This window comes from Algirhabdus cladophorae (assembly GCF_044772865.1).
Lineage (GTDB): Bacteria > Pseudomonadota > Alphaproteobacteria > Rhodobacterales > Rhodobacteraceae > Algirhabdus > Algirhabdus cladophorae.
On the sequence record NZ_CP173029.1, the window covers coordinates 1704906 to 1725228 of the forward strand.

27 protein-coding genes are annotated in these 20323 nt (G+C 55.3%); 8 read left to right on the plus strand and 19 right to left on the minus strand.

Annotated features, from left to right (window positions below; all coding sequences use genetic code 11):
* Positions 1-132: 132 nt before the first annotated feature.
* The 3 genes from rpsI to ACIRQ6_RS08185 form a co-directional block, all read right to left on the minus strand.
* The gene (rpsI, locus tag ACIRQ6_RS08175) at positions 133-618 is read right to left on the minus strand and encodes a 30S ribosomal protein S9 (RefSeq protein ID WP_420863636.1); all 486 of its coding nucleotides are present in this window, start codon (positions 616-618) and stop codon (positions 133-135) included.
* A 4-nt stretch (positions 619-622) separates the two neighbouring features.
* Positions 623-1081: a 50S ribosomal protein L13 gene (rplM, locus tag ACIRQ6_RS08180; RefSeq protein ID WP_420863637.1), complete on the minus strand. Its 459-nt coding sequence runs from the start codon at positions 1079-1081 to the stop codon at positions 623-625.
* Between the two features lie 158 nt (positions 1082-1239).
* A complete protein-coding gene (locus tag ACIRQ6_RS08185) occupies positions 1240-2637 on the minus strand; it encodes a PLP-dependent aminotransferase family protein (RefSeq protein ID WP_420863638.1) in 1398 nt (465 codons plus the stop codon).
* 109 nt (positions 2638-2746) lie between these two features.
* On the opposite strand from ACIRQ6_RS08185, the gene ACIRQ6_RS08190 reads away from it, so the two are divergent.
* The 3 genes from ACIRQ6_RS08190 (at position 2747) to ACIRQ6_RS08200 (ending at position 3984) form a co-directional block, all read left to right on the plus strand.
* Positions 2747-2974 (plus strand): DUF1127 domain-containing protein, encoded by a 228-nt coding sequence (locus tag ACIRQ6_RS08190; protein ID WP_420863639.1) that lies wholly within the window; start codon positions 2747-2749, stop codon positions 2972-2974.
* A gap of 192 nt (positions 2975-3166) precedes the next feature.
* On the plus strand, positions 3167-3496 hold the full coding sequence (locus ACIRQ6_RS08195; protein ID WP_420863640.1) for a hypothetical protein: 330 nt from the start codon (positions 3167-3169) through the stop codon (positions 3494-3496).
* 26 nt (positions 3497-3522) lie between these two features.
* Positions 3523-3984: a GGDEF domain-containing protein gene (locus ACIRQ6_RS08200; protein ID WP_420863641.1), complete on the plus strand. Its 462-nt coding sequence runs from the start codon at positions 3523-3525 to the stop codon at positions 3982-3984.
* Between the two features lie 36 nt (positions 3985-4020).
* On the opposite strand, the gene ACIRQ6_RS08205 is transcribed toward ACIRQ6_RS08200, so the two are convergent.
* Positions 4021-4443: a PaaI family thioesterase gene (locus ACIRQ6_RS08205; protein ID WP_420863642.1), complete on the minus strand. Its 423-nt coding sequence runs from the start codon at positions 4441-4443 to the stop codon at positions 4021-4023.
* Here ACIRQ6_RS08205 and ACIRQ6_RS08210 point away from each other — a divergent pair.
* Positions 4443-5285 carry an enoyl-CoA hydratase gene (locus tag ACIRQ6_RS08210; RefSeq protein ID WP_420863643.1) on the plus strand — a complete coding sequence of 281 codons (843 nt, stop codon included), beginning with the start codon at positions 4443-4445 and terminating at the stop codon, positions 5283-5285. The two genes, ACIRQ6_RS08205 and ACIRQ6_RS08210, sit on opposite strands and share 1 nt — an antisense overlap.
* Before the next feature lie 37 nt (positions 5286-5322).
* Positions 5323-6084 (plus strand): DUF1194 domain-containing protein, encoded by a 762-nt coding sequence (locus ACIRQ6_RS08215; protein ID WP_420863644.1) that lies wholly within the window; start codon positions 5323-5325, stop codon positions 6082-6084.
* Here ACIRQ6_RS08215 and ACIRQ6_RS08220 read toward each other — a convergent pair.
* The 3 genes from ACIRQ6_RS08220 to ACIRQ6_RS08230 form a co-directional block, all read right to left on the minus strand.
* Positions 6062-7528 (minus strand): carboxypeptidase M32, encoded by a 1467-nt coding sequence (locus tag ACIRQ6_RS08220; RefSeq protein WP_420863645.1) that lies wholly within the window; start codon positions 7526-7528, stop codon positions 6062-6064. The two genes, ACIRQ6_RS08215 and ACIRQ6_RS08220, sit on opposite strands and share 23 nt — an antisense overlap.
* A gap of 4 nt (positions 7529-7532) precedes the next feature.
* Positions 7533-8672, minus strand: a complete 1140-nt coding sequence (gene ctaA / locus ACIRQ6_RS08225) for a heme A synthase (RefSeq protein WP_420863646.1) — start codon at positions 8670-8672, stop codon at positions 7533-7535.
* Between the two features lie 66 nt (positions 8673-8738).
* Positions 8739-9482: an RNA methyltransferase gene (locus ACIRQ6_RS08230; protein WP_420863647.1), complete on the minus strand. Its 744-nt coding sequence runs from the start codon at positions 9480-9482 to the stop codon at positions 8739-8741.
* Between the two features lie 72 nt (positions 9483-9554).
* On the opposite strand from ACIRQ6_RS08230, the gene ACIRQ6_RS08235 reads away from it, so the two are divergent.
* Positions 9555-10184 (plus strand): thiamine phosphate synthase, encoded by a 630-nt coding sequence (locus ACIRQ6_RS08235; RefSeq protein WP_420863648.1) that lies wholly within the window; start codon positions 9555-9557, stop codon positions 10182-10184.
* Here ACIRQ6_RS08235 and ACIRQ6_RS08240 read toward each other — a convergent pair.
* The 3 genes from ACIRQ6_RS08240 to ACIRQ6_RS08250 form a co-directional block, all read right to left on the minus strand.
* On the minus strand, positions 10165-10950 hold the full coding sequence (locus tag ACIRQ6_RS08240; RefSeq protein WP_420863649.1) for a lysophospholipid acyltransferase family protein: 786 nt from the start codon (positions 10948-10950) through the stop codon (positions 10165-10167). The genes ACIRQ6_RS08235 and ACIRQ6_RS08240 overlap by 20 nt on opposite strands.
* Before the next feature lie 38 nt (positions 10951-10988).
* Entirely contained in the window at positions 10989-11771 is a 783-nt protein-coding gene (locus ACIRQ6_RS08245) for a GNAT family N-acetyltransferase (protein ID WP_420863650.1), read from the minus strand.
* A gap of 149 nt (positions 11772-11920) precedes the next feature.
* Positions 11921-12103, minus strand: coding sequence for a DUF3553 domain-containing protein (locus tag ACIRQ6_RS08250; RefSeq protein ID WP_420863651.1), 183 nt, complete (start codon positions 12101-12103; stop codon positions 11921-11923).
* A gap of 27 nt (positions 12104-12130) precedes the next feature.
* On the opposite strand from ACIRQ6_RS08250, the gene ACIRQ6_RS08255 reads away from it, so the two are divergent.
* Entirely contained in the window at positions 12131-12730 is a 600-nt protein-coding gene (locus ACIRQ6_RS08255; RefSeq protein ID WP_420863652.1) for a histidine phosphotransferase family protein, read from the plus strand.
* A gap of 5 nt (positions 12731-12735) precedes the next feature.
* Here the strand turns inward: ACIRQ6_RS08255 and ACIRQ6_RS08260 are convergent, their stop codons facing one another.
* The 8 genes from ACIRQ6_RS08260 to ACIRQ6_RS08295 all read right to left on the minus strand — a co-directional run bounded on the left by ACIRQ6_RS08260 (position 12736) and on the right by ACIRQ6_RS08295 (position 18912).
* Entirely contained in the window at positions 12736-13989 is a 1254-nt protein-coding gene (locus ACIRQ6_RS08260; protein ID WP_420863653.1) for a glutamate-5-semialdehyde dehydrogenase, read from the minus strand.
* A complete protein-coding gene (gene proB / locus ACIRQ6_RS08265; protein ID WP_420863654.1) occupies positions 13990-15096 on the minus strand; it encodes a glutamate 5-kinase in 1107 nt (368 codons plus the stop codon).
* Complete coding sequence (gene obgE, locus ACIRQ6_RS08270) at positions 15084-16121, minus strand: GTPase ObgE (RefSeq protein WP_420863655.1); 1038 nt, start codon at positions 16119-16121, stop codon at positions 15084-15086. The genes proB and obgE overlap by 13 nt, the downstream gene beginning before the upstream one ends.
* A 32-nt stretch (positions 16122-16153) precedes the next feature.
* Complete coding sequence (locus ACIRQ6_RS08275) at positions 16154-16714, minus strand: GNAT family N-acetyltransferase (protein ID WP_420863656.1); 561 nt, start codon at positions 16712-16714, stop codon at positions 16154-16156.
* Positions 16711-17316, minus strand: coding sequence for a LysE family translocator (locus ACIRQ6_RS08280; protein ID WP_420863657.1), 606 nt, complete (start codon positions 17314-17316; stop codon positions 16711-16713). Before ACIRQ6_RS08280 ends, ACIRQ6_RS08275 begins: the two co-directional genes overlap by 4 nt.
* Positions 17313-17819: a GNAT family N-acetyltransferase gene (locus ACIRQ6_RS08285; protein ID WP_420863658.1), complete on the minus strand. Its 507-nt coding sequence runs from the start codon at positions 17817-17819 to the stop codon at positions 17313-17315. The genes ACIRQ6_RS08280 and ACIRQ6_RS08285 overlap by 4 nt, the downstream gene beginning before the upstream one ends.
* 80 nt (positions 17820-17899) lie before the next feature.
* On the minus strand, positions 17900-18169 hold the full coding sequence (gene rpmA, locus ACIRQ6_RS08290) for a 50S ribosomal protein L27 (protein ID WP_420863659.1): 270 nt from the start codon (positions 18167-18169) through the stop codon (positions 17900-17902).
* Between the two features lie 11 nt (positions 18170-18180).
* Positions 18181-18912 carry a 50S ribosomal protein L21 gene (locus ACIRQ6_RS08295; protein WP_420863660.1) on the minus strand — a complete coding sequence of 244 codons (732 nt, stop codon included), beginning with the start codon at positions 18910-18912 and terminating at the stop codon, positions 18181-18183.
* A gap of 179 nt (positions 18913-19091) precedes the next feature.
* Here ACIRQ6_RS08295 and ACIRQ6_RS08300 point away from each other — a divergent pair, with 179 nt between their 5' ends.
* Positions 19092-19484, plus strand: a complete 393-nt coding sequence (locus ACIRQ6_RS08300; protein WP_420863661.1) for a hypothetical protein — start codon at positions 19092-19094, stop codon at positions 19482-19484.
* Positions 19485-19495: 11 nt separating this feature from the next.
* Here ACIRQ6_RS08300 and ACIRQ6_RS08305 read toward each other — a convergent pair whose 3' ends face one another.
* Positions 19496-20320: a hypothetical protein gene (locus tag ACIRQ6_RS08305; protein ID WP_420863662.1), complete on the minus strand. Its 825-nt coding sequence runs from the start codon at positions 20318-20320 to the stop codon at positions 19496-19498.
* Between the last annotated feature and the right edge of the window lie 3 nt (positions 20321-20323).

Consider the following 20323-nt stretch of genomic DNA (forward strand, 5'->3'; position numbering starts at 1 on the left):
TTGACTTGCCCGTACCTCTAGGGGGTTTGGGGGCAGCGCCCCCAACCGGTCGGATTGCGCAGCAATTCGACCCCCTTAAACAAAAAAAGCCGCCCCGAAGGGCGACCTTTTGAAACCGTATAAGCCAGCAGATTAACGCTTGGAGAACTGGAAGCTCTTCCGCGCTTTGGCTTTACCGTATTTCTTACGCTCCACAACACGGCTGTCGCGTGTCAGGAACCCGGCAGCCTTCAAAGCGCCGCGCAGGGACGGATCATAAAGCTGCAGAGCTTTTGAAATACCGTGCTTAACCGCACCGGCCTGACCAGACAAACCGCCGCCTTTAACCGTTGCCATCACGTCAAACTGATCTTCAGTGCCAGACACTGTGAACGGTTGACGCAAAATCATGCGCAAAACAGGACGCGCAAAATATGTTGTCACTTCGCGACCATTGACGGTCACTTTGCCGGAACCTGGTTTGATCCAAACGCGAGCAACCGCATCTTTACGCTTACCAGTGGCATAGGAACGACCCAATTCGTCACGAACAGGTTCACGGTTGATCTCGACCTCAGCAACAGGTTCTACACCGGCCACTGCGTTCAGGTCTTCGAGTGTTGTAATCTCTTCAGCCATTCGCTCAGGCCCTCGTGTTCTTAGAGTTCATGGATGCAACATCCAGAGCTTCTGGTTTTTGCGCTTCATGGCCGTGCTCGGCACCTGCATATACGCGCAGGTTTGTCATTTGTACGCGGCTCAGGCGGTTGCCTGGCAACATGCGCTTGACTGCTTGCATCACAACGCGCTCGGGATGTGCGCCGTCAAGGATCTGACCCGTTGTGCGGGATTTGATCCCACCCGGGTAGCCTGTGTGCCAGTAGTTCGGCTTGTCACGCTTTTTGCCAGTCAACTGGATTTTGTCCGCGTTGATGACAATCACGTTGTCGCCCATGTCCATATGTGGCGTAAAAGACGCCTTGTGTTTGCCACGCAGACGCATGGCAACGATCGACGCCAAACGGCCCAACACCACGCCTTCGGCGTCGATGATGATCCATTTCTTGTCGATGTCTGCTGGTGTTGCAGTAAAGGTTTTCATGATTTGAACCCATCGCCTAAGTAAAAAGACGGCCCCCTTGGCCGCCCGAATTTCATTGGGCGGTTATATATGCCCCGCAAACACAGTCAACCACAGCAAACAACTAAAACTGTATATATTTCAGAAGGTTACAAATAAGGTATCTATTTACCCCACATTTATACGCTGATTTGCTCTGGTGGATGGGCCAATATATCCCGCAGTGTTTCAACAGCTTGCGCAAAGCGTTCTAGGGGAATTTGGCCATTGATCGCAATACGCACTGCATTTGGGGCCAATCCATCGCGCAAGGCAAATTCATCTGCTGATCGGATTTGAATACCTGCCCGCTCCGCTTGACGGGTAAATTCACTGGCCCGCCACCCCGTGGGCAAACGCAACCAGACAAAAGGAACATCAGACCGCCATCCCAAGTCTTGCCCGCCCAGTGTATTTACGGCCACTTCGATGTAGCGTCGCAATTGGGTGCTGACGGCCTGTTGAATACTCACCGTTTGTGGATCGCTCAAGACCCGACGCGCCACTTCCGCCAAGGGCCACGCGAGACCAAAAAACCCGTATTCCGCCGCACGGCGTAAATCTGTCATCTGACCCTTCGGGGCCACAGCAAAGCCTACGCGCAAAGCCGGCGTGATGGTCTTTGAGATGGACGAGATATACCACGCGCCCTCAGGCCATAACCCACGATAGCTGGGGCAGCGTGCCGCCCCAATGCGGTAGCAATCGTCTTCCAAAATATCCATATCGCGACGCTTGCAGACCTTTATCAGCTCTTTGCGGCGCTCAAGCCCGGTAAAATGTCCTGTTGGATTTTGCACTTCGGGAGAGGTGCAAAACATCTGGGCCCCTGTGCGCTGTGCAATCCGGTCCAACTCAGCCGGGATGATACCCTCTGCGTCCGACGGCACGCCCACCACATCAACGCGCAACATCTCCGCGGCCCGGCGAAAGCCTGCATAGGTCAGCTCCTCCACCAATATCACGGGACGCGCGCCCGCCAGCCGTGCTTGGAACGCCAGCGATATGGCGTTTTGTCCCCCGTGTGTCAGCACAATCTCATCTTCGGCTAGGGCTCCAAGATCCATATCCCCCAACCACTGCAAAACCGCTTCACGCGCAGGTTTGTAGGCATCGCGCGTTGGGTAGTTCAGAAAGCTCTGGGTTGGCCCCTTGGACACGGCTTGTAAGGCCTGCCGCATCAAGTCGACTTGCCCCTGATCTGGCAGGCGCGGGCTAAAGAGGTTGACAGCCCCGGCTTCCGTCAACGCCGTCGAGGACCGCGACCAGACATCTTCCATCACGGGACTTTGCGGCGGTGCGACAAAGGTACCGCGTCCCACCACCGCCTCAAGAACACTGCGATCCGTCAGAATGCTGTAGGCACGCGCCACGGTGCCTGGGGTAATTTTCATTTGCCACGCCACTTCCCGCACAGGTGGTAGTTTTTCCCCCACAGTGAGATCGCCGTTGGCAATGGCGCGTTCAAGCGCCTCGACCAGTGTTTTGTATTTGGGGCCAGTGGCGTTTTCGAGATCAGGAAACCAAATTGTATTCATTACAATCTTTCATTAGACAGGAATCATTTTTGTATTGTACGCATTACTTGTAGCAAAATCGCTACATTGTATCAATACAATATCTTTAAACACAACATTGGAGAAAGGCATGCTTGCCCTCAATCACACACCCCGCCCCTTGAACGAGCTTCAGGATTTTCACTTCTCTGCCTTCACGCAGGCAGTTGTGGCGTTTGCGGTTGTGATTGCCAAATGGGAAACGCGCTATCGCACCCGTAAACAGTTGATGTCCCTGTCCGATGCCCAGCTCGAAGACATCGGCATGACACCCCGCGCCGCTTATATCGAGGCGAACCGTTGGTTCTGGCAGGGGTAATCATTGCATATTCTGGCGTGAGTTAACCCTCACCTGACTTCCCCGTCCGCCAGAATAGACTTGGGGCCGGAGTAATCCGGCCCTCTTTTGGTTGCCCAACCAGTGAGCCCAATAAATCCCACCCAAACCCTTTGGTTTGACCGGTTTTTACTATCGATTATTTTTCCCTGTTGGCCGCTTTACCAAACGTCAATGCACCAGCCGTATATTCGTGCTATCAAAGCAGATAGGCGGATGCATTTTTTGGACGGTGGGGGAATGGAAAAGTTTATTCGATTAACGGCCCCCGTGGGCAAGATAGATTTCGTATTCAAACTTCTGATCTTCATGCTCATCGGTGGCAGCTTTAACCATTTGCGTCACGTGATACAGCACAGGTTTCCGGATAATAAATCCTTCTGGGATAACTTTTCTGACGCCGCGTTTACCGCGCTTCCGATGTGCGCCTTTGCCCTGATGCTGATTGGTCATCTGAACTCTTTGCAAAACGCCTCTACCGCCAAGCAACGCAAGATACACTGACCAAGCTGCCCAATCGACGCTGGTTTATGGACATAACTCTACAGACTTTGGAGGCCAATGATGCAATTATGATCATCGACATCGATTTCTTCAAAAAGATCAACGACAGGTTTGGGCACGACGTTGGAGATGCTTGTTTGCGGGAAACCAGCGCTTTTCTAAGTCAGTGTTTTAGCCCGACACACCCGGTTGCACGCATCGGTGGCGAGGAATTCGCGGTCTTTTTGGCTAAACCTGCTGTGTCCGAGCTGAAAGAAATAGCCTCCAACATTTCCCAAGGGTTCCGGTTTAAGGTAGACGCAAGCACCTCTTGCCATATCTCGGCGTCTGTCGGGATTGCGCAGTGGCAGGTCCCCATGGAACGCGCCAATGTCCTAAGATTGGCCGATCAGGCCGTGTATCGCGCTAAGGCCGCTGGTCGCGCGGGCTATGTGTTGCTTCGGGGCGATGATGCATCTGAACCAACAGGTGATTATGTCATAAGCTAGAACACCCTGGGCTGCGGGTGCCTGCGCCGGCCAGAGTTAACCAGCGGGCGGTATTGAATACGTCAACGAAGCGCGGGCCACGGGTTTATCCATACCTTCCGAGAACACAAGCACGTCCCCAACAGCCAAGACGCGACCTAATTTCAACAACCGTGTCTGGGCAATCAGGTCCACTCCGGCGGCAGGTTTACGCATAAAATCAATGCTGCAATTGGTGGTCACAGCAAGGGCTTTGGGTCCAATCTGACTGAGGATCGCCAAGTATACGCCAACATCTGCAAGGGCAAACATCGATGGCCCGGACACTGTTCCACCGGGGCGCAGATGTTTATCAGTCACTTTTAGGCGCACTGTCACACCGTCGTCGCCTACATGATCTATGCCAAAATCATCTGCGACCTGAGTAAATTCTTGGCTCAAAAACGCCTCTAGTGCGCCTGCGTCCATCACAATTGCCATTGGCACATTCCCTTTTTGCGCCTAGCTTCGCTGCAAACTCAGGGGAGGACAAGATGTTAGACAGAACCGACCGCAGCGGCGTTGCGCATTTGACCATGAACAACCCACAGACATTAAACGCGTTGTCCGATCAAATGATTGCCGATGTCAGCCAAAACCTAACCGAAATTGCTGCTGACAAAACAATACGCGCTGTGATCATCTCTGGCGCAGGCAAGGCGTTTTGTGCGGGCCATAACCTGCGCGAGATCGCCGACAAACGTCAAAGTCCCGATGGTGGAAGTGTCGCGTTGAAAGCGCTTTTTGATAGGTGTGCCAACATGATGCAACAGATCCGCACCCTGCCCCAGCCTGTTATCGCACAGGTCCATGGCATCGCCACAGCGGCTGGTGCGCAACTGGTGGCCACCTGTGATATGGCCGTGGCCGCCGAAGGCACCCGGTTTGGCGTCAATGGCGTCAACATAGGTCTCTTTTGTTCGACGCCCATGGTCGCCCTCAGCCGCAATATCCCGCGCAAAAAAGCGTTCGAGATGCTGACCACAGGCCAGTTTATTCCCGCAAGTGAAGCCGTCGACGTCGGGCTGATCAACAAGGTCGTGCCAGAGGCGGACTTGGCCGAACACACCAGAGCCTTGGCAGAACTTGTGGCCTCAAAACTTGGATCCGCTGTGAAAATCGGCAAGGAGGCCTTTTATAACCAGATCGAAATGCAAGTGGACGACGCCTACGCCTATACTGGTGACGTGATGGTTCAAAATATGAGCAATGCAGACACTGTCGAAGGCATCAATGCTTTTATCGAGAAACGCGATCCCAATTGGCCGTCTCAAGATAAATAAAAGTTGTTCTGCCGGGGCTTTGCCTTACCATTTGGCCATGAAACAGATTCTGCGCATTATCTCGATTGTGCTGCTGGGCACATATTCTGCAATGGCTCAAACCCAACGCGAAGCAGGGCTTGAACTGGTTTTATTAGCGGATGGATCCGGATCCATTGATGCCGAAGAACTGGCATTTCAGCGGCAAGGCTATGCGCTGGCGATGACAGATCCCCGCATTATCCAGGCAATCGAAAACTCGATCTACGGCAATATCGCGGTCACATATGTGGAATGGGCTGTGAACACGGCTGTGGTGGTTGATTGGTATATGATAGACAGTCTCGAGACCGCCGAAGGCTTTGCCAATGCGCTGATGGGCGCAGACACGACGCGGCGGGTTTACGGCGGTAATGCTATCGGCGGGGCCTTACTGGAAGGGCTCCGTCTGATCGAGACCAATGATATATTTGCGCCTCGTGCCGTGATCGACTTTTCCGGTGACAGTGCGAATAATTCCAACGGTCCCTCCATCGCCGGGTCGCGCCGCACCGTGTTGGATGCAGGTGTGACGATCAACGCGCTGCCGATTTTGCGTCCCGAACGGGGCAAACGCGCCGGTGCGAACCTTGAGGCTGAGTATGCAAACCGGATCATTGGCGGGCCCGGGGCGTTTATGGTCACTGCCGAAAGCCGCGCGACCTTTGCGGATGCTGTGCGCCGCAAATTGATCCTCGAGATCGCAGGCATGACACCTGAGACCTATCAGATCGCCTTTGATGGGTTATTGGGGCAGATCACAGACGATAGAGTGCGCTGAACTTTTCGTCTAAATAATCCAGCAACGGCGCCTCAGTCGGGGCAAAGCCGCAGGCGGTTTCAATCGTCTGCGTGGGTGCGCGCAAGCCCCCGTGTTGTTGCAAATTTTCGCGCAGCCAATCAGTGGCAGGACTCGGATCGCCCCGCCCCAATGATCCCGCAAGGTCAGGCACATCGCGGGTCAAAGCCTGATACAGGTTGCCCGCGTAAACATTGCCCAAGCTATAGGTTGGGAAATACCCAAACAGTCCAACGGACCAATGCACATCTTGCAAACAACCGTTACTAGGGCGATCCACAGCAAATCCGAAATCTGCCTCAAATCGCGTGTTCCAAGCCTCTTCCAGATCGGCCACATCCAGCGTGCCGTTCATCAGATCGCGTTCCAGATCATAGCGCAGCATGACGTGCAGATTGTACTGAACCTCATCGGATTCTGTGCGGATAAAGCCTGATTTAACTTGGTTCACAGCCCCATAAAACGCATCGCGGTTCACTCCAAAATCGCCAAAGACCTCGGTCATTTGCCCATGCAGCCAGCCACAAAACGCAGCGGATCTGCCCAATTGGTTCTCATAGATCCGCGATTGGCTTTCATGAACGCCCATCGACACGCCAGATCCCAAGGGCGTTAGCCCATAGGTCTGATCGATGTTTTGCTCGTAACAGGCGTGGCCCACCTCGTGCACAGTGGAATAAAAGCAGTTGAACGGATCGGTTTCGCTGGTGCGGGTTGTGATGCGCACATCATTGCCCGAGCCGCTTGAAAACGGATGCACCGCCTTGTCGATGCGGCCACGGTTAAAGTCATAGCCGAACGCTGCCGCAAGACGATTGGATATCTCAATCTGACCGGCCTCGTCGAAGGTTCCAGTAATCCCCGCGAGTTGATCCGCCCCCTTGATCCGGTCCACGAGGCTGACCAATCGAGGCCGCATCCGGTCAAAAAGTTGGGTAATTTCAGCCTCAGAAATGCCGGGCTCGTAGTCTTGGATCATCGCGTCATACACCGCGCCGTCCTCGGCCAACGCGGACCCTTCTTCGCGCTTGAGCGCCACAACTTGCGACAATACGGGCAAGAAAGCGGCCACGTCTTCACTCGCGCGGGCCTCGGCCCATGTGCCTTGGGCGGTGCTGGTCACAGTTGAGATTTCGGCCGCCAGATCTGCGGGAACTTTGGTGGCGCGATCATAGGATCGTTGAATATGGGCCAGTTGCGCCGTCTCAACCTCCGTGGCAGGCTGTGCTGCCGCCAGCCAATCACCCACCTCCGGCGCGCTGCGACGGGCATGCAAAATGGTTGTCATAGCGCCCATTTCTTCGCTCCGTTGCGCCGCAGATCCACGGGCCATCATGGTTTCTTGGTCCCAGCCAAGCCGACCAGCCACCTGCCCCAAAGCCGATGTGGTGCGGGTGTAGTTCATCAAATCATCATAGGCACTCATTGGATCAGTCTCTCACGGATTGGGATTGCGGGTAGCCCGCAAGGAAACGTGCGCGCAAGATCGAGACCCACAAAACCACGGCCAAAAACTGGTGGCCAATCGCAAGGTTCCAAGGCGCCGAGTTCATCACAGTCACAATGCCCAGCACCATTTGAACCGTCATCACACCGATCACCAGATTAAAGGCAAAGCGCGTGGATCCGTTGGGGCTGCTGCGTGCGCGCCACCAAACAAAGATCCCTTTGGCAAAAAGGATATAGGCCACGATCCGGTGCATGAACTGCACCAAGCCGTCGTTTTCAAAGAAGTTGCGCCACGCAGGTTGCAGACTGAAAGGTTCTGGCGGGAAAAAACCACCAGCCATCAGCGGCCAATCCACGTAATTGCGGCCCGCATCAATGCCTGCCACCAAAGCGCCTAACAGGATTTGCACAAAGGCAATGCCTGCCAGGATGGCCGACAGTTTGAACAATTTGGCCTCACGCGCACGGCGCCGTTGCATCAAGTCAGCCTCTGTGGCACCCAATTGGAAAATGAACCACGCCAATACGCCCAAGATGACAAAGGCCAGCCCCAGATGGGTGGCAAGTCGGTAACTGGCCACGTCCAGCATCCCTTCCTCAAGGCCGCTGGCCACCATCCACCAGCCAATCGCCCCCTGCAATCCGCCCAAGGCACCAACGCCAAGCAGTTTGCCGGTCCAGCCCGTGGGAATTTTGCGGGTCACAGCAAAAAAGCCAAAGCCTAACGCCCAGACCAGTCCAATTGCGCGGCCCAGCTGACGATGCCCCCATTCCCACCAGTAGATCACTTTGAACTCGGCCATGGACATGCCTTTGTTCTGCTCTTGGTATTCGGGAATGGCTTTGTATTTTTCAAATTCAGAGGCCCAAACTTCCGCCGACATCGGTGGCATGGCCCCTGTCACAGGCTTCCATTCGGTGATCGAAAGACCACTGTCTGTCAAACGGGTCAGACCGCCCACGGCGATCATCACAACAACCATCGCAAACAGCACCATCAACCAGATGCGGATCGCCCCGCGCGCGCCTTTGTAGGCCCGATCAATGATCCCTGTGGCGGCTTGTGGCTCTGGTTTTTCTGAGGTGCTAACCTCTTCGAAAATCGACCGTTTCTGGTTCATACTGCCCTCTTATCTGAACTGCTCCGCAACCTAATGCGCGAAAGGGCCTGCATCAAGCCGTGGCGCTTAATCGTCGCGCTCTTTCCAGCGCACCATTTGACGCAGGACGCCGTGCATCATTTGCACATCCGCACGGGTCAGCGGCATACGGGACCAGAAATTGCGCAGATTGGTCTTCATCCCTTCAGATTTAGGCAACGGAAAGAAGAATCCCGCCTCCTCCAGCCGTTGCTCGTAGTGATCCGATAGCTTTTCAACTTCAATGTTTTCGGCCCAGTCGGTTTTGGCCATATCAACCGTTTCATGGGTGATCTCGGCCACTTGCCGTTGCCATTCATAGGCCGTCAGCAACACACATTGGGCCAAGTTCAGGGACGCAAATTCAGGGTTCACCGGCACGCTAATGATCGCGTTGGCCCGGGCGATGTCGTCGTTTTCCAGCCCGGCCCGTTCCGGCCCAAAGAGAACCGCCACGTTTTGCCCCTGCGCAATCATTTCGGCGGCTTTCTTCATCGCCCCTTCAGGCGAGAATACAGGTTTGGTCAGGCCCCGTTGCCGCGCTGTGGTCGCAAACACATAGGTACAATCCGCCAGCGCATCGGCCGTTGTGTCAAACATCCGCGCCTCATCCAGCAAACGCCCAGCCCCCGAGGCCATCGCAACGGCCTTTTGGTTCGGCCAGCCATCGCGCGGGGCCGTTATGCGCATCCGGTCCAGACCGAAATTCCACATGGCACGGGCTGCCGCCCCGATGTTTTCGCCCATCTGGGGCCGGATCAAAACGAAGGAAGGTTGGGGATCAGGAGTCATAGGGGCGGTTTAGCACCCCTTGGCTTAGACGCAACCCTTGGGTAAGACAGGGCAAAACGAAAGGCACTTGCCATGACCGAGCCGTCCGAGCCCACAGGCCCACAGATTTACCTTATCACTCCGCCCGAGATCGAGCTATCGCGCTATCCCGCCCAACTGGCCGGCTGCTTGGACAGCGTCGAGGTGGGCTGCGTGCGTATGGCTCTGGCCAGTCAGGACGAGGATCTGATTGCCCGTGCCGGTGACGCGCTGCGCGAAGTTTGCCACGCTCGCGATGTGGCCTTGGTCATCACGGATCATGTGTTGATGGTGGAACGGTTGGGTCTTGATGGCGTGCATTTGGCCGACGGATCCCGCAATGTGCGCAAGACCCGCAAAGATCTGGGCGAAGACGCGATTGTCGGCGCTTTTTGTGGCACCACGCGCCACGATGCCATGAGTGCGGCAGAGGCTGGCGCGGATTACGCAGCACTTGGTCCGGTTGGGGCATCCCCGCTGGGCGACGGCGAAAGTGCCGCGTTGGAGACCTTTGAATGGTGGTCAGAAATGATCGAAGTGCCAATTGTGGCCGAGGGCCATTTGGACGCCGACCTGATCCGTCAGTACGCGCCAGTTACAGATTTCTTTGGCATAGGCCCCGAGATTTGGATCCAAGACGACGCGGTTGCAGCCCTGAAGGCACTTAGTCAAGCAATGGCTTAGTCATTCCCGACCGGACCTGCGTTTCCAGATGCAAAGACAGGGCTTTGCGGTCGGCAAAATCAGTGACTTTCACCGGCGGGTGATACACCACATCTATGTGACCCTGTGGCTGTAGCGATAGCGTCGTCAGCAAGTGCGGACTGAAATCCATGTCACCCCACCAACCATAGATCCGCTCATCATAGCCTTGTGGCGGATGATAGGTCACTGAAATTGCTTGCAGTTCTGTGATATCCCTCAGTTCTGGCTCAAAAAATGCCGCAAACAGTGTCGGCTTGAACCCCAAAACACGCATCCCGTCGGTTGAGGTGCCTTCGGGGAAAAACAATAGCCTGTGTCCTGCTTTCAGACGCGCCTCAAAGACCCGTTTTTGGCGTGCGGCCTCTTGCCTGTTGCGCTTGATAAAAACAGTGCCCGTGGCTTGCGCCAGCCAGCCAATGCCGGCCCAACCCGCAACTTCGGCCTTGGCCACGAAATACATTCGTTTGCTGGCGTTAAGCAAAAAGATATCCAACCAAGACGAGTGGTTAGCCACAAACGCCCCTCGTTTAATCGAGGGCCTTCCTTGGATATTGAGTTTCAGGCCGAAGATCCGCAGCCCCGTTCGACACACTGCTTGGGTGATATACGGGGTGACCGGACGGCGCAGACCAAAGAGAGGGCGCTCGATCAAACGCAGCAATAGCATAAGCCCCAAGCCAATTGCACAAAGCAAAATCACCGGAATGCCCCTCAAACAGGCCAGCACCCATCGACCAGGCGTCATTTTATAGGGTGGCAAAGGTGTTTCTGCGTCCCAAGGCGTCATAGGCGGCTCGCGTTATTTGCAGCAGTTGGTCTGGTATAAATCTTTCGCTGTTTCGGGCTCATTTTGGCTATGTCCAACACCAGACAGACATCTGTTGTGTTGAACGCATGATCCACAAACGCCCCCTCCCCAACCGAGCCGCCCAAGCGCAGATAGGCTTTTATCAATTGCGGAACGGCCAACATTGCGGCCTTGCGATCCAAGCTGTGCGCATCAAACCGGCCCATGGGCACAGCTGTGGGGCCAATGGCCTTCGGGCGTAGATCTGTGGGGGCCAGATGATTGTGATGCAACAGCGATAAAGGACCTGACAACGCGTCCAAATCGGTTCCATGAAAGCTGGCCACACCAAACAGAATGTCGATTCCACGGGAGTCGATATAACCCGCCAGCGCAGACCAAAGATGCAGCATTGCAGTGCCGCCACGGTAGTCACGATGGACACAGGATCGGCCCAGTTCCAGCAGTTTCTTACCGGAGCGTTCCAAAGGGGACAGATCAAATTCGCTGGCAGAATAAAACCCACCGGCACGGTCCGCCGCGTTTTGCGACATAAGGCGGTAGACGCCAACCACTCGGTTTGTGCCAGCCTCGCGCAAGAGAAGATGATCACAATGATCATCGTAGCGGTCCTGTTCGATCTTGCGATCGTGATCCACCATAGAACCGTCAGCGCCCAGTTCCGAGACAAACACCTCATAACGTAGGGCCTGGGCCGCCAGAAGATCGTCCTGAGACGATGCAAGCTCGGTCCGAAAGTCCAAAAGATCAGCCGTCATATCACCGCTTGTTGCCTCTGCAGGGGCCACCATTGCCCTATGGTTTAAGCCGCGGCCGGACCGATAGCAACGCAGGCATCCAAGGTTTCGTTTCGGTATCCTTAAGGTTGTGTTAACCTTAGTGCTAGAAGATCAACGAACTGACTGAATTAATGGCCGAACTCTATGAGCAACACAACGCGCGCCCCATCTATCACGACCTTTCCAACTTCTTGGAAATTAACGGTGATTTTACCCCCAATGTTACTTTGGACTTGGCCGGTTCCCCAATCGGGCTGTTCGGGGTGACGCACAATCATACCAGGTTCAAGCAGCGCGTTTAATTCGTTCATGTTTACCCCTTCAAAGGATATTTCCGGATGACCCAGACAGACACTGACATCTCCACATTGGTTGGCTCGCGGATTTGCCATGACCTTATCAGCCCTTTGGGTGCGATTGCCAACGGGATTGAACTTATGTCGATGTCTGGTCTTGCCAATAGTCCTGAGATTGCGCTGATTGCAGAAAGTATCGAATGCGCCAATGCCCGCGTGCGGTTCTTCCGCATTGCTTATGGGACCACCGCCACGGAACAACGCATTGGCCGGGCCGAGATCGTATCGATCCTGACGGATATGTCCAAAGGTGGGCGTCTGACCTACAAATGGGATCCAGCTTCGGACATTTTGCGCCAAGAGGTGCGTTTGCTGTTTTTGCTCTGCCAGTGCCTTGAAACTGCAATGCCTTACGGTGGCGTGATCCGTATCGAAGAATTGCCCAGCGGGTGGCGTCTGACGGGTCTGTCCGAAAAGGTCAAAATCACGCCCGAGACATGGGATGTGTTGAACACCTCCAAGGTATCTCCACCAGTGGCCGCAGCAGAGGTGCAATTTGCCTTGGCCGGACAAGTACTGGCCGACCAAGGCCGTGTTGTGAACCTCACCCAAACCGAAACGGGCGTGATTTTACGCCTGTAGCGCTGCTAGGCCCGGACGGTTCCGTCACCTTCAACAAGATATTTAAAGCTGGTCAATTGCTCGGCCCCGACAGGACCGCGCGCATGCATTTTACCAGTAGCGATACCGATCTCGGCCCCCATGCCAAACTCACCACCATCAGCAAACTGAGTAGAGGCATTGCGCATCAAAATAGCGCTATCGAGACGGGTAAAGAAATAGTCTGCGACCGCATCGTCCTCGGTCAGAACACAATCGGTGTGGTTTGACCCGTAGTAACGGATATGCTTTACAGCTTCTTCTTTAGTATCAACCACTTTCACGGCAATCTTCATGTCCAGAAATTCGGTACCCCAATCATCTTCAGTCGCAGGGATGCTGCCATGAAGGCCCTGCGCGCGCACTTCAACGCCTGCGGCGATCAGATCATCGACCAAGGTCTGACCTAGGCCTTCAGCGATATCGCGGTGGATCAACAGGCACTCTGCAGATCCACAAATTCCGGTGCGACGGGTCTTGGCGTTCAACACGACACGACGGGCTTTTTCAACGTCGGCCGCTTTGTCCACATAAATGTGGCAAATCCCTTCGAGATGGGCAAAGACAGGCACCCGCGCCTCGCGTTGCACCAAACCAACCAACCCTTTACCGCCACGGGGCACGATCACGTCCACAGTGTCTGTCATCGTCAGCATCTCTTGCACCGCTGCGCGATCACGGGTGGGGACCAATTGTACAGCATCCGCAGGCAAGCCTGCAGTTTCCAACCCGTGCACCAAGCACTGATGGATCGCACCTGAGGAATGAAAACTTTCCGAGCCCCCGCGCAGGATCACTGCATTGCCCGCCTTCAGGCACAAAGCCCCTGCATCCGCTGTGACATTGGGCCTGCTTTCATAGATCACACCGATCACTCCTAAAGGCGTGCGCACCCGGCGGATATGCAGCCCACTGGCCATATCCCATTCGGTCATCACGTCGCCTACAGGATCCTTCTGTTCGGCCACAGCCCGCAAGCCGTCAACGATGCCTTGGACACGGGCCTCATCCAGCAATAGCCTGTCCAGCATCGCCGGGCTCAGGCCCTTGTCGCGCCCAAATTCCATGTCCCGCCCATTGGCCTCGATGATTTTGGCGCGGTTCTTCCAGACGGCTTCTGCGGCGCCGATCAAGGCCGCGTGTTTGCGTTCAGCCGTGGCAAAGGCCAGCTCGGCGCTGGCGGCTTTCGCCCGTGACCCGATGTCCGCCATCAGGGTTTTGATATCTACGTGTTTGTCCATTTAGACCACCATGTCGTCTCTGTGAATAAGCGCTGCCCGCCCAGGGTAGCCCAAGGCGGCTTCGATGTCTTGGCTTTGGCGTCCCGCGATCAGATGGGCCTCAGCACTTGCATAGCGCACGAGGCCGACCCCAAGGCGGGTGCCGTCCGGTCGTTCAATAGCCACGGGATCGCCCCGCCCAAACTCACCCGCGACGTCCGTCACACCGGCAGGCAGCAAGGATTTTCCAGCCAACAGCGCCTTAGCAGCCCCTGCATCCAAGGTCACCACGCCCTTGGGTGGCATCGCCGCGATCCAGCGTTTGCGGGCAAGTTGCGGGTCGTCTTTGGGCATGAACCAAGTGGCTTTGGCATCGTCGTATAGCGCCGACAGGCAATGCTCTGGCAGGCCCAATGTAATCGCCATGGCACAGCCCGCATCTGTCGCCATTTTGGCCGCCATAACCTTGGTTTTCATCCCACCTTTGGACAGACCAGAGGCTGCGTCTCCGGCCATAGCCTCTATTTCAAAGGTAATTTCCTGCACAACATCAATGTGTTGCGCGCCACTATTCATGTTGGGATCGCCAGTATACAGCCCATCTACGTCGCTGAGCAGAACCAGTTGATCTGCACCGATTGTCACGGCCACTTGGGCGGCCAACCGGTCATTATCACCGTAGCGGATCTCATCCGTGGCCACAGTGTCGTTTTCATTAACGATGGGCACCACGCCGAGGCCCAGCAATTGTTCAAGCGTTGCGCGCGTGTTCAAATAGCGCCTGCGATCTGCACTGTCCTCTAGGGTCAACAAAACCTGAGCGGTGCGAATACCATGGGCCTCAAACGCGCCATCATAAGCGCGGGCCAAGTGGATTTGGCCTACAGCGGCTGCGGCCTGGGATTGTTCCAAAGCCAGCGCGCCTGCAGGTAAACCCAACAAATGACGGCCCAATGCAATCGATCCGGAAGAGACGAAAACAACTTCAACGCCCTGCTCTTTAAGCTGCGCTGCATCGGCGACAAGCGAGTTCAACCACGCGGATTTCAAAACACCAGCGGCGGCGTCCACCAAAAGGGCCGAGCCGATTTTAACAACCAGTCGTTTGGGTGTCCTTAGGGCTTCCATGTTTCAGGTTCCACATCTGCATTCTTCAGCCGCAGACGATCCTCTTCGATCTCGGAACGCACAGCGCGCAACACTTGGGGCAGACCTTCGCGACTGACCCCTGACAACATCATCACGCGGGCTCCCACGGCCTGTTCAAGCTCGGCTTTGGCCGCCGCCCGTTCTTCTTCGTCGAGCGCGTCGATCTTGTTCAGCGCTGTGACCCTTGGTTTGAACGCCAACTCACCGCCATAGGCCTCGAGTTCGGTGATGATGGTTTGGTAATCCTCGGCAATCGTCTCGGACGTGCCATCCACCAAATGCAACAAGACCGAACAGCGTTCCACATGTCCCAAAAACCGGTCCCCGATACCGCGCCCCTCAGAGGCGCCAGCAATCAGACCCGGAATATCGGCCATGACAAACTCTGCGTTATCAATGCCCACCACGCCCAAATTAGGATGCAGCGTGGTAAAGGGATAATCCGCAATCTTGGGCCGCGCATTGGAACTGGCAGCCAAAAACGTGGACTTACCAGCGTTGGGCATGCCCAACAGACCTGCATCGGCGATCAGTTTCAAACGCAGCCAGATTGTGCGTTCGACTCCCGGTAGGCCTGGATTGGCACGACGTGGCGCTTGGTTCGTGGCAGATTTGAAATGGAGGTTGCCAAAGCCACCATTACCACCTTTGGCCAACACAACGCGCTGGCCCACTTCGGTGATATCGGCGATGACCGTTTCCTGATCTTCGTCCAGAATTTCAGTGCCCACAGGCACGCGCAAGACAATTGTGTCGCCATCCGCACCCGTGCGTTGCGCGCCCATACCGGGCACACCGTTCTTTGCGAAAAAGTGCTGTTGGTAGCGAAAATCGATCAGCGTGTTCAGCCCATCGACGGCTTCCGCCACCACATCGCCACCACGGCCACCGTCGCCCCCATCAGGACCACCGTATTCGATGTACTTTTCACGGCGAAAGCTGACGCAACCCCCACCACCACCGCCGGAACGGATGTAGACTTTTGCAAGATCAAGAAACTTCATGGATGTGTCCTATCCTGACCTTGCCAAGGGCCTCAAGTACATTTCTTGGAATAGGTCCAAGTGGCAACAGCTGCGTCGCGGGCAACCGAAAAGGCTTCGGCATCGCCCAAGTATTCAAAACCTTGGTTGGTCAGGACCCGTGCCGAAGCCGGATTGTCCTGAAACACCTCTGCAAAGATGGTTTTGCTGGCTTGCGGATTGGCGGCAAATAGCGCCTGCAAGGCCTCACTCGCGATCCCACTGTTCCATAGGGCGGGCACGACCCAATAGCCGATCTCGGATTGCTCACGGTCCAGGCGTTCTAAACTGATCAGCCCCATCAAGTCATCGCCCCGCTCCGAGGGTACAACAATGGCCCAGATGTCTTCGGTACGCGCGGGATTATGGGCACGCTCCAACAACGCGTCAGAGGCACCGGGCGGCATCGGATGCGGTATCGACGTGGTGGATCGGGCCACACGTTCGTCACTGGCGTGTTGGGTGATTTGGCCAAGATCACTGGATTGTATGGGACGCAGCACAAAGCGTTCTGTGCGGATCACAACCTGAGGGGCCCGCGCATCATTTTGGGGTACTTGAGAGGTCTGCTTCATGACTGGGCTCCTGCGAACACTGCGTAAAAGACGGACAGCACTGTAAGGGCCGCAAGGCCCCACATTAGGTATTTCTCGGCAGGTTTGCCTGCCACCGTGGCGGCGATGCGATCGCCTGCGAAAGTCCAAATAGGATGCAAAAGCAACTGGGTGATTAACAACACTGCGGCAATCGTGGCGGTGGCTGTGAAAACTGGCGTGCCCGGGGTCACAAAGCTGGTGAAGCCACCAACAATCATCGCCCATGCTTTGGGATTGAGCGGATGCACTATCAGGCCTGCCCAAAATGACGGCGCGGGTGCATCGCCTGAATCCGTGTTCAGTCGCAAATTGGCCACGCGCCACGCAAGATAGCAAATATAGGCCACGGACAGCCATTTGAGCACTTCGAATATCCAAGGGGCCTGATCTGCCAGTTCCATCAGTCCAAACCCAACGGGCCAAATGATCAATTGTTTGCCCAAGGCCACGCCTGCGACAAACGGGAGGGCCGCCTTGAACCCAAACCGTGCCCCTGTGGCCAAAAGGGCCATGTTTGCAGGTCCAGGGGTACCCACTTGGCTGGCTGCAAATACAGCAAAACTGGTGATGGCTACACTCATTGCTGTGCCTCCCAATCAGCGCGGGTCAATTCCACTTCCACATGGTCCAAATCCGCGCCTTGGGCCGTGCAATGCTGCCGACCACGGCGCAAATATTTAAAGCCAAGTTTATCCAGCACCCGCTTCGAAGGCGCATTATTGGGGAAATAGCCGGCCCCGATCTGGTTGGCTTGGGTCTGTTGAAAATAAGTCTCAAGCACAGCACGCCCTGCCTCTGTGGCAAGACCACGGCCCCAAAAGGCGGGTGTCAGATAGTAGCCAAAATCGGTGCCACAGGACAGTCCGCCAATCAGCGTGCCATCCAAACTGATCCCCATCAAACCGGGCCAGCGTGAACCACCATTTTCATCCAGTATCCGCAGGTCACTGTGTGAAAACGGAAACGGGACACGGGCAAGCCATTGGGACACTGAATAATTATTCAGCATTTCAACCACGCGGTCCCCGTCAGCCGCCACCAAAGGGCGCATAACCAATCGATCTGTAACAATTTGGGATATCATTCTGGATCCCCCGTTTGAAAAAAGAAAAAGGACCGGCGTTTCCGCCGATCCCCTAAAAAATTTAAACCTGAGGTTTCGGCTTATTCAGCGGCCTCCGCCACTGGGAGAACCGAAATAAAGGTACGCTGTTTCAGGCCTTTGTGAAATTTCACTTGGCCTTCGACAGTTGCAAAGATCGTGTGGTCTTTGCCCATGCCAACGCCTGCGCCCGGCCACATCTTTGTGCCACGCTGACGCATGATGATGTTGCCTGGGATGACAGCTTCGCCACCAAATTTTTTAACGCCGAGGCGACGACCAGCTGAGTCGCGACCGTTACGGGATGAACCGCCTGCTTTTTTATGTGCCATGGTGTCTCTCCTTAGCCTTTCATAAGCTCGGAAGCTTGTTTAATCCATTCGTCGCGCTCGATGCGACCTTTGAACGACAGTTGGTCATCCATATACGCGATTTCTTCAGAATTCCAAGCTGCGATCTGGTCGAAGTGGAAAACGCCGTTCTCGTGCAGCAAGCCTTCCAGCTTGGGACCTACGCCTGAGATCAGCTTCAGATCGTCTGCTTTGCCATCGCGGGCTTCGGTCAGCAGGTTGGCCGGCTTCACAGCTGCAGTATCTGCTGTGGCCTCTTCAACCTTTGGCGCGGCTTTGGCTTTAGGAGCCGCTGCTTTCTTTTCGGCCTTAGGAGCGGCTACTTTTTTCGCAGCAGGCTTGCTTGCTGCAGCCGCGGCTACAGCCACACCAGCAACAGAACCAGCGCCAACGGCGGCCTTAACGCCGGACTTGTCTGCGCCTTTTTCCAAAATATCGGTGACGCGCAACAGTGTCAGTTGCTGACGGTGACCTTTGGTCCGCTTGGACGAGTGCTTACGACGGCGTTTGACAAAGTTGATTGTCTTGACGCCTTTGATCTGGTCGATGACTTCGGCTTGGACGCCTGCGCCTTCAACAGTTGGGCTACCAACAGTTGAACCAACCATGAGAATTTCGTTGAATTGTACGGTTTCACCCGCATCAGCAGCCAGTTTCTCAACACGCAGCACATCGCCGCTAGAAACTTTATACTGCTTGCCGCCAGTCTTGAGGACTGCAAACATGAGTTTATTCCTTTTTCACCGCGTCGTGTTGGTCCCTGTATTTACAGGCGTTTGGTACCAAGTAACAGCGCGCCCGTTGGGGCGTCATTTTAGTTCACTGGTCAGACGGATTCTGCCCAGATGGCGGCTTATCGTCAGGTTGACCTTGCAAGTCAAGGCAAAATGGGGTGCGTTGCGGTATGTTTTCTAGGAAAATCTATATCTTATCTGTGCTTTGCCTGTCGGCCTGTTCTTCGGGACCCACTTCAAGTGGTGCAAACCATTTGGGCAATCCGCTGACTTGGCCCGCCGCAGCCCTGAACACTGGCCTGAACAATGCGTTCTACAATGCGCGACGCAACCGCGTGGCAGATTACGTGGCCCAAAACCAAAACCGCATCATGACAAATGTGTCGACCCAAGGTGGTCCATTTTTGACCAAAGCCATGTCGTTGGCCCATGTGCGTCCTGCCCAACAGCCCGCAGTGTTGGCAGCCTTACAGGCCGATCCAGCGCTTTATGCTACTGACGCCGAGGCGTTGGTGGTGGCCTTGATGGTACACGGTGATCCACGCCCTGCCCCACAAGGCTAACGGGTTTGCGGCTAAAGGTCTTGACCGGCCATAAACTGAGAAGCCGCCACACCCAATGCCTGCGAGATCCCCACGAACATATCATCGAACCCTTCGAACAAAGCCCGGGTCAGATCACGGCCTTCTTCGGTCAGGGTCAGGTCCAGATATTGCGTAAGTTCCGCATCGGACAGGGGTTGATAGGCCATGGTCAAATAGCTGTAGACCCATTCGATTGTGGATTGGCGAATGTCAGGCTCTTGCGACCACACATCCGTCAGCATGTCTTCCTCGCTCAGGTCGAACCCGGCGGCAGGATCGCTGGCAAGACCCAAATAGAAGGCGTAATTGGCATTCATCGCGCCTACGACGTTGGTCTCGATCAGGTCATTTTCCAAAGTGAAGGTTTCGATGAGATCAAAGCGGGGATCCTCGGCCTCTGCCATGGACTGCATTTGCGCCTTGGCAGCCTCTTCCACAGCATTGTCTAGAAAAGCGATGCGCGCATTAAGCTCGAGCAGTACAATCTCTTGCCCAAGGTCCGAGTTAAAAAAGGTCAACAGCGGATCCAGATCTGTGTCTGCCAAGACCTCGCTCATGGTTGAGGTGACGATCTGATCCATGCGGTCCAAATCGTAAATGGCCGACACGCTTTTGCGCCAGCCGTCCAAACCGCGCCCGGGGAACAGATCAGCAGCCAGATCATCGCCATAGCCCAAGCCCTCGTCGCGCATCACTTCAATCAGCGGTCCGATTTTAAGGGCCTCAAACAAGGCGTTCATTTGCCCTTGGGCAAATCCCGCACAGGGCAAACAGGTCACCAACAGTGCGCAGAAACTCATCTTGATAGAGTGCATTTG

Excerpts from the sequence above, each read along its gene's own strand:
- rpsI (WP_420863636.1), bottom strand. The coding sequence starts at position 618 with ATGGCTGAAGAGATTACAACACTCGAAGACCTGAACGCAGTGGCCGGT.
- rplM (WP_420863637.1), bottom strand. The coding sequence starts at position 1,081 with ATGAAAACCTTTACTGCAACACCAGCAGACATCGACAAGAAATGGATC.
- ACIRQ6_RS08185 (WP_420863638.1), bottom strand. The coding sequence starts at position 2,637 with ATGAATACAATTTGGTTTCCTGATCTCGAAAACGCCACTGGCCCCAAA.
- ACIRQ6_RS08190 (WP_420863639.1), top strand. The coding sequence starts at position 2,747 with ATGCTTGCCCTCAATCACACACCCCGCCCCTTGAACGAGCTTCAGGAT.
- ACIRQ6_RS08195 (WP_420863640.1), top strand. The coding sequence starts at position 3,167 with ATGCACCAGCCGTATATTCGTGCTATCAAAGCAGATAGGCGGATGCAT.
- ACIRQ6_RS08200 (WP_420863641.1), top strand. The coding sequence starts at position 3,523 with ATGGACATAACTCTACAGACTTTGGAGGCCAATGATGCAATTATGATC.
- ACIRQ6_RS08205 (WP_420863642.1), bottom strand. The coding sequence starts at position 4,443 with ATGGCAATTGTGATGGACGCAGGCGCACTAGAGGCGTTTTTGAGCCAA.
- ACIRQ6_RS08215 (WP_420863644.1), top strand. The coding sequence starts at position 5,323 with ATGAAACAGATTCTGCGCATTATCTCGATTGTGCTGCTGGGCACATAT.
- ACIRQ6_RS08220 (WP_420863645.1), bottom strand. The coding sequence starts at position 7,528 with ATGAGTGCCTATGATGATTTGATGAACTACACCCGCACCACATCGGCT.
- ctaA (WP_420863646.1), bottom strand. The coding sequence starts at position 8,672 with ATGAACCAGAAACGGTCGATTTTCGAAGAGGTTAGCACCTCAGAAAAA.
- ACIRQ6_RS08230 (WP_420863647.1), bottom strand. The coding sequence starts at position 9,482 with ATGACTCCTGATCCCCAACCTTCCTTCGTTTTGATCCGGCCCCAGATG.
- ACIRQ6_RS08235 (WP_420863648.1), top strand. The coding sequence starts at position 9,555 with ATGACCGAGCCGTCCGAGCCCACAGGCCCACAGATTTACCTTATCACT.
- ACIRQ6_RS08240 (WP_420863649.1), bottom strand. The coding sequence starts at position 10,950 with ATGACGCCTGGTCGATGGGTGCTGGCCTGTTTGAGGGGCATTCCGGTG.
- ACIRQ6_RS08245 (WP_420863650.1), bottom strand. The coding sequence starts at position 11,771 with ATGACGGCTGATCTTTTGGACTTTCGGACCGAGCTTGCATCGTCTCAG.
- ACIRQ6_RS08250 (WP_420863651.1), bottom strand. The coding sequence starts at position 12,103 with ATGAACGAATTAAACGCGCTGCTTGAACCTGGTATGATTGTGCGTCAC.
- ACIRQ6_RS08255 (WP_420863652.1), top strand. The coding sequence starts at position 12,131 with ATGACCCAGACAGACACTGACATCTCCACATTGGTTGGCTCGCGGATT.
- ACIRQ6_RS08260 (WP_420863653.1), bottom strand. The coding sequence starts at position 13,989 with ATGGACAAACACGTAGATATCAAAACCCTGATGGCGGACATCGGGTCA.
- proB (WP_420863654.1), bottom strand. The coding sequence starts at position 15,096 with ATGGAAGCCCTAAGGACACCCAAACGACTGGTTGTTAAAATCGGCTCG.
- obgE (WP_420863655.1), bottom strand. The coding sequence starts at position 16,121 with ATGAAGTTTCTTGATCTTGCAAAAGTCTACATCCGTTCCGGCGGTGGT.
- ACIRQ6_RS08275 (WP_420863656.1), bottom strand. The coding sequence starts at position 16,714 with ATGAAGCAGACCTCTCAAGTACCCCAAAATGATGCGCGGGCCCCTCAG.
- ACIRQ6_RS08280 (WP_420863657.1), bottom strand. The coding sequence starts at position 17,316 with ATGAGTGTAGCCATCACCAGTTTTGCTGTATTTGCAGCCAGCCAAGTG.
- ACIRQ6_RS08285 (WP_420863658.1), bottom strand. The coding sequence starts at position 17,819 with ATGATATCCCAAATTGTTACAGATCGATTGGTTATGCGCCCTTTGGTG.
- rpmA (WP_420863659.1), bottom strand. The coding sequence starts at position 18,169 with ATGGCACATAAAAAAGCAGGCGGTTCATCCCGTAACGGTCGCGACTCA.
- ACIRQ6_RS08295 (WP_420863660.1), bottom strand. The coding sequence starts at position 18,912 with ATGTTTGCAGTCCTCAAGACTGGCGGCAAGCAGTATAAAGTTTCTAGC.
- ACIRQ6_RS08300 (WP_420863661.1), top strand. The coding sequence starts at position 19,092 with ATGTTTTCTAGGAAAATCTATATCTTATCTGTGCTTTGCCTGTCGGCC.
- ACIRQ6_RS08305 (WP_420863662.1), bottom strand. The coding sequence starts at position 20,320 with ATGCACTCTATCAAGATGAGTTTCTGCGCACTGTTGGTGACCTGTTTG.